This is a genomic window from Rhizobacter sp. P2_H2 (assembly GCF_056403375.1).
The window spans coordinates 1-5150 of the sequence record NZ_JBFUFP010000336.1; the positions used below are offsets into that span (position 1 = coordinate 1).

The 5150-nt window shown below is 67.5% G+C and carries 7 protein-coding genes; all 7 read right to left on the reverse strand.

Translation table 11 applies throughout. The features are described from left to right. Positions 1 to 1091 (reverse strand): TRAP transporter large permease (locus tag AC1D15_RS17270; protein WP_477826937.1); only part of this gene is annotated, 1091 nt, incomplete at its 3' end. Further along, on the reverse strand, positions 1088 to 1627 hold the full coding sequence (locus tag AC1D15_RS17275) for a TRAP transporter small permease subunit (RefSeq protein WP_047503034.1): 540 nt from the start codon (positions 1625 to 1627) through the stop codon (positions 1088 to 1090). The genes AC1D15_RS17275 and AC1D15_RS17270, both read right to left, overlap by 4 nt. A gap of 101 nt (positions 1628 to 1728) precedes the next feature. Next, complete coding sequence (locus tag AC1D15_RS17280) at positions 1729 to 2373, reverse strand: response regulator transcription factor (protein ID WP_477826938.1); 645 nt, start codon at positions 2371 to 2373, stop codon at positions 1729 to 1731. Continuing rightward, positions 2370 to 3740 carry a cache domain-containing protein gene (locus AC1D15_RS17285; RefSeq protein WP_047503032.1) on the reverse strand — a complete coding sequence of 457 codons (1371 nt, stop codon included), beginning with the start codon at positions 3738 to 3740 and terminating at the stop codon, positions 2370 to 2372. Before AC1D15_RS17285 ends, AC1D15_RS17280 begins: the two co-directional genes overlap by 4 nt. Before the next feature lie 25 nt (positions 3741 to 3765). Beyond that, entirely contained in the window at positions 3766 to 4113 is a 348-nt protein-coding gene (locus AC1D15_RS17290) for a protein tyrosine phosphatase family protein (protein ID WP_477826939.1), read from the reverse strand. A 10-nt stretch (positions 4114 to 4123) separates the two neighbouring features. After that, on the reverse strand, positions 4124 to 4570 hold the full coding sequence (locus AC1D15_RS17295) for a GatB/YqeY domain-containing protein (RefSeq protein WP_477826940.1): 447 nt from the start codon (positions 4568 to 4570) through the stop codon (positions 4124 to 4126). Positions 4571 to 4682: 112 nt separating this feature from the next. Then, the gene (rpsU, locus tag AC1D15_RS17300; RefSeq protein WP_047503026.1) at positions 4683 to 4895 is read right to left on the reverse strand and encodes a 30S ribosomal protein S21; all 213 of its coding nucleotides are present in this window, start codon (positions 4893 to 4895) and stop codon (positions 4683 to 4685) included. Between the last annotated feature and the right edge of the window lie 255 nt (positions 4896 to 5150).

The following is a 5150-nucleotide window of genomic DNA, read 5'->3' on the forward strand; positions in this document are numbered from 1 at the left end:
ATCGGCAGGATGATGAAGGCGATCTCGAAGAAATCGAGGAAGAACGCCAGGAAGAACACGAACAGGTTGACGACGATCAGGAAGCCGAGCTGCCCGCCGGGCAGGTTCGACAGCATGTGCTCGATCCACTTCGCGCCGTCGACACCCTGGAACACCAGCGAGAACACGCGCGAGCCGATCAGGATGAACACCACCATCGCGGTAATGCGCATCGTGCCGAGCATCGCTTCGCGCACCAGCGGCCAGTTGAGCCGGCGGTGCRGTGCCGCCAGGATGAACGCCCCCACCGCGCCCATCGCGCCCGCTTCGGTCGGCGTGCAGATGGCGCTGTTCATGCCGGGCAGGCCGCCCATGCTGCCGAGCACCGCGAAGATCAGGATCGCCGACGGGATGATGCCGCGCAGGCACTTGCGCCACAGCGCCCAGCCGTTCAGCGTTCGCGCCTCCTTCGGCACGCCGGGCACGTGCTCGGGCCGGATGCGCGCGAGCACGAAGGTGTAGATCGCGAACAGCAGCACCTGCAGGATCGACGGACCCCAGGCGCCCTTGTACATGTCGCCCACCGACTTGCCGAGCTGGTCGGCCAGCACCACCAGCACCAGCGACGGCGGCACCAGCTGCGTGATCGTGCCCGAGGCCGCGAGCACGCCGGTGGCATAGCGCATGTTGTAGCCGTAGCGCATCATCACCGGCAGCGAGATCATCGCCATCGCGATCACCTGGCCGGCCACCGTGCCGGTGATCGCGCCGAGGATGAAGCCGACGATGATCACCGAGTAACCCAGGCCGCCGCGCACCGGGCCGAACAGCTGGCCCATCGAGTCGAGCATGTCCTCGGCGAGCCCGCATTTCTCGAGGATCGCCCCCATCAGCGTGAAGAACGGGATCGCCAGCAGCAGGTCGTTGCTGAGGATGCCGAACACGTTGAGCGGCAGGTTGGCCATGAACTGCTCGGGGAACCAGCCCTGCCAGATCGCGATGAAGCCGCACAGCAGGCCGAGCGCCGAGAGCGAGAAGGCCACGGGGAACCCGATCAGCATGATCAGGATCAGCCCCGCGAACATCAGCGGGGCGAAGGTCTCTACCGTCATTGCAGCGGCCTCTCGTAGTGCAGGTCCATCTCGTAGGTGTGCGTGAGCCATCCCACGCGCTTGATGATCTCGGACAGGCCTTGCAGCAGCATCAACGCGAAGCCGAGCGGCAGCATCAGCACGGCAGGCCACAGGATCAGCCCGCCCGCGTTGCCGGAGACCTCGCCGCTCGCGAGCTTCGACAGGAACAGCGGCCACGCGAAATAGAACATCACCCCCATCACCGGCATCAGGAAGAACACGAGGCCGAACAGGTCGATCAGCACGCGCCCCTTGCTGGAGAAGCGGCCGTACAGCACGTCGACGCGCACGTGCTCGTTGACGCGCAGCACCTGCGGCGCGCCGAGCATCACGCAGGCCGCGAACAGGTACCACTGGATCTCGAGGTAGGCGTTCGAGCTGTAGTTGAAGGTGTAGCGGATCACGGCATTGCCGGCGCTGATGAAGCAGGCCAGGAACACCGCCCACTTGGCCAGCCAGCCGAAGCGGTCGTTCAGCGCGTCGATCAGGTGCGCGAGCTTCAGGAGTTGTGACACGGGGGTCGTCCTCGAGGGTYGGAAAACTGCAGCGATATCAGACCCGCAAACGGCCAGCGGCGCCACGGGTGAATCCGCTAAGTGGTTTTACGCAAATTCGCCTACGCAGCCGGCGTCTCCCCGAAATCCCGGCAGTGCTCCACGGCGTACTTGATCAGCTCCGCCTGGCCTTCCAGGTTCAGCTTGCGCTTGATGTTCTGGCGGTGCGATTCGATGGTGCGCACGCTCAGGTTCAGGTCCTGCGCGATCTGCTTGCTCGAGCGGCCCTTGGCCAGGCACGCGAGGATCTCGCTCTCGCGCAGCGACATCACCGGCCGCGGCGTCTGCGCCCGCATCAGCCGGCCCGAGATCGCCGCGCTCAGGAAGGTCTCGCCGGCCTGCACCGCGGCGATCGCCTCGATGATGTCGGTCGACGGCGCGTCCTTCAGCACGTAGCCGCGCGCGCCGGCCTGCATCGCGCGGTTCACGTACTCGGGGTTGTCGTACATGCTGAGCACCAGCACGCGCAGCGCCGGCCGCTCGGCGAGCAGGCGGCGCGTGAGTTCGATGCCGTTCACGTCCTTCATGCCGATGTCCATCAGCACCAGGTCGACGGCGTGCACGGCCAGTTGCGCGAAGGCCTCGGCCGCATCGCCGGCCTCGCCGACCACGTCGATGCCGGCCACGCTGCACAGCCGGGCCTTCAGGCCTTCGCGCACCAGCGGGTGGTCGTCGACGATCAGCAGGCGGGTGGCGGTAGGAGTCATGAGGCGGTGGCGGCGAAGCGTCGAATGGCCGAGGTGGGCACGTCGGCGACGACCTCGGTGCGGCCGGGTTTCGACGCCACGTTCAGGCTGCCGCCGATCGAGGCGAGCCGCTCGCGCATGTTGCGCAGCCCGATGCCGCGGCGCGGGTGCTGCTGCACCGCGCCGACGTCGAAGCCGCGGCCGTCGTCGATCACGCGCAGCCGCACGCCGCCGGCGCCGAAGGCCAGCCGCAGCGCGATGTGCGACGCGGCCGCGTGCTTGTCGATGTTGTTCAGCGCTTCCTGCGTCACGCGGAACAGCACGGTGTTGATCTCGTTCGGCAGGCCCTCGGGCGGCTCGCCGCGCACCCGCACCTGCAGCGGCAGGCGGCGCTGCTCGCCGAATTCTTCACCCAGGTGGGTGAGGGCGGCCGGCAGGCCCAGCACGTCGAGCTCGGCCGGGCGCAGCCGGTGCGAGATCTCGCGCACTTCGCCGAGCGCGCCGTTCAACCGCACCAGCGCCTTCGTCAGCGTGGCCGGCGCCTCGCTGCCGAGCTGCGCGACCGACGACTCCATCAGCAGCTTGATCGACACCAGCGTCTGGCTGGTGCTGTCGTGCAGTTCGCGCGAGAGGTAGGCGCGCTCGTCTTCCTGCGACTGCACGACCTGGCGCGCCAGCAGCCGCAGCTTGGCATCGGCGATGCGCTGCTCGCTGACGTTGAGCGCGAGCCCGCTGCCGCCGATCAGCACGATGCCCAGCAGCGCGATGCCGGCGATCCACCACATCGTGTCGGCGATGTTGGCGGTGACCTGCTGGTCGAGCTGCTTCATCGTGGCCTGCACGTCGTCGAGGTACAGGCCGGTGCCGAACATCCAGTTCCAACGCGGCAGCGCGACCACGTAGCCGAGCTTGGGCGTCACCTGCCCGGTGGACGGCTTGCGCCACAGGTACTCGACGAAGCCGCCGCCTTCGCGGGCGCGTGCGATCAGCCGCTGGATCACCGGCTCGCCGTTGGCGTCGCGCATGTCCCACATCGGCTGGCCGACCAGCTCGGGCTGGCGCGGGTGCATCAAATTCTTGCCGGCCAGGTCGTAGAGGAAGAAGTAGCCGTCGCTGCCGTAGTCGAGCGAGGCGAGGCGGCGGATCGCCTGCTCCTTGGTGGCGTCGTCGTCGCGGCCGGAGGCGTAGAGCGGCGCGATCGTGCTCTGCGCGAGGTCGACGTAGTGGCGCAGCTCGGTCTGCTTCGACGCCATCGTCGCGGCCTCGACGACGGCGCGCTCGCGGGCGGCGAGGTCGTTCTCCTTCTGGCGCACCGCGACCGCGATCAGCAGCAGCGACGCGATCAGCGGGATCACCGCGAACAGGAAGACCTTCAGCTTCAGGCGCATGGACGGCCGCCGTGCCTGGGAGCGGTCAGGCGGTGCCTGTCGCGGCGCGGTAGAGCTTGCCGGAGCGCGTGCCGGTGCGGCAGAACGCGAGGATCGGCTTGGGCAGCGAGGCCAGCAGCGCCGCGAACGCGGCGATCTGCTCGGGCGTCTGCACGGCCGGCGCGACCGGGAGGTGCACGTACTGCAGGCCGGCCGCGTGCGCGGCGGCTTCGACGGCAGCGCTGGTGGGCTGATCGGGGCCGCCTTCGAAATCGGGGCGGTTGTTGATCACGCTCCTGAAACCCTGCTGCGCGGCCCAGGCCATCGCGGCCGGTTCGAGCTGGGGCGCGACGCAGACATCGGCGCTGAGCTGCTGGACGACGGGATCGGTCATGGTGGGCGACCTATTTGCTCAAGGCCTGCTTGACCGCAGCGGACACCAGGCCCATGTCGGCCTTGCCGGCCAGTCGGGTCTTCACCGCGCCCATCACCTTGCCCATGTCGCCGGGGCCGGTGGCGCCCAGCTCGGTGACGATCTTGCCGACCTCGGCCGCGATCTCGTCGGCCGACAGGCGCTGCGGCAGGTAGCCTTCGAGCACGGCCAGCTCGGCGGTTTCCTTGTCGACCAGGTCGGTGCGGTTCGCGGCGGCGAACTGCGTGATCGAATCCTTGCGCTGCTTGATCAGCTTGTCGACGATCGCGATCACCGCGGCGTCGTCGAGCACGATGCGCTCGTCGACCTCTTTCTGCTTCAGTGCCGCGAGCAGGCCGCGGATCGTCAGCAGGCGGGCGGCGTCCTTCGCACGCATCGCGGTCTTCATGTCTTCGGTGATCTGGTCTTTCAGGGTCATCGCAGGTGCTCGAATAGGTGAGGGTCGAAAGCGAGGATCAAAAACGACAAAGCCCGCGTGGCGCGGGCTTCGTTGTGCTCCAGCGCCACATCAGCGCCGGATCGAATCTATCTCAGTACAGGCGCTTCGGCAGCTGCATGCTGCGGATGCGCTTGAAGTGGCGCTTGACGGCCGCGGCCTTCTTGCGCTTGCGCTCGGCGGTGGGCTTTTCGTAGAACTCACGGGCGCGCAGGTCGGTCAGCAGGCCCAGCTTTTCAATGGTGCGCTTGAAGCGGCGCAGAGCCACGTCGAACGGCTCGTTTTCTTTGACGCGAATCGAAGTCATAGATCCAGAAGTTTTTGCGCTCGGTGTCTCACTGTCGTTCGCCCGGTTTCTCTAGCAGGAGGTTCCGGAATCCAGCCAGAGGCGTGGACGAAGATTTGTAGCGAGATCGCGGCGCGGGTTTGCCAGCAAAGACCGCGATTATAGCCATAGTTCCCTGACGCGCAAGCGGGGTGTCAGTGACCGCTTTCAGCAGGCTGAAGGCGGTCGCGACTGTCGGTGATGGCCGCCGCGCAGGCCGCGGCGCTGGCCCAGGCC